The 1,099-nt window shown below is 40.5% G+C and carries 1 protein-coding gene; it reads right to left on the reverse strand.

Annotated features, from left to right (window positions below; genetic code table 11):
* Positions 1-33 precede the first annotated feature (33 nt).
* Positions 34-384 (reverse strand): hypothetical protein, encoded by a 351-nt coding sequence (locus INT21_RS09495; RefSeq protein WP_193085091.1) that lies wholly within the window; start codon positions 382-384, stop codon positions 34-36.
* Positions 385-1,099: the final 715 nt, after the last annotated feature.

Consider the following 1,099-nt stretch of genomic DNA (forward strand, 5'->3'; position numbering starts at 1 on the left):
ATTGAGCGCTTCAGTTGCCCAGATACAAATTGATCAGCGTTTCCCTAAAGATATTTCGCCAACTTTATTCATATAAAATTCTCTTCTTCTGTAGAAGAAAAAACTATTATGAACACTATTCACAAAATCATTACATGCCTCAACATATTCTAATATTGCTTGCTCATACCCATTTATAAATCCTAAAACCTCATCCCTTATTCTGATTTCCTTATTTGTTTCAATAGTTAAAAAACTCCAACTACCTGCGATTAAAAAACCAGAAACCCCTATTACAGATTCGAAGTTATTGGATACAAACTCGCCTACCACCATGAAAGCAATATAGCTCCCCCCCATAGCTACAATCATGTAAGGCCAAAATGTGAACTCAGGAATTTTCATTTTTATTTTTCCATTTTTTAACAGTTTACTCTCGATTCAAATAAACAAAATAGCTACCCCGAAAAATAGGAGAGCCATTTTCATGATTTACCTGAAAGCCTCTTTAACTGCTTCTTCCATTATCCCTGTCCCCCACAATCCCTACCTCCCTGGAACCATCTATCCACAACCCGTTGTGCTAGTCGGTATCCGTCCCTGTTTGCTTCAACTCACGGCGAGCCCTCTCTATTTCGGGGCTTACTTGTCCGCACGCCTCGTCTGTCATTCCAGTTAGTAGCCAAGTTTTGGACATTGCTCACCATTCAAAATTTTTAATTAAAATCAAATAGTTGCTACCCATCACTATCTAATATCCCAGCCTAACGAATTTCTCTCATTTTGGGCTATGTCAGCGGGCAAATACCCATGTCTGCATCTACTAATTAATTGACACATCAATGCAATCAGCTACTACATAAAGCTTTAATAATTCTTAAGATATCACAACATGCCACAGCGGGCAGGTACAGCACGAAAACAAGCAACACGCGCCAGCACCGCTAGTGCTCATCATGACGAGAGCGCGTTTCTCAACGCCAGCTTGCCATACTGTTTCATGGAGTGTGCCGAAAATATTGGTGGACAAAAAGTTGAGATATAAAAAACTGAGAAGGGAAAAACTAGGCAAGCAGAATCGAGTAGGAAGGGGAGTCGCCTCCCCTGTCCTCTCACACCA

The organism is Halomonas sp. 3F2F (assembly GCF_014897805.1).
In the GTDB taxonomy this organism is placed as follows: Bacteria; Pseudomonadota; Gammaproteobacteria; order Pseudomonadales; family Halomonadaceae; genus Vreelandella.

Excerpts from the sequence above, each read along its gene's own strand:
- INT21_RS09495 (WP_193085091.1), bottom strand. The coding sequence starts at position 384 with ATGAAAATTCCTGAGTTCACATTTTGGCCTTACATGATTGTAGCTATG.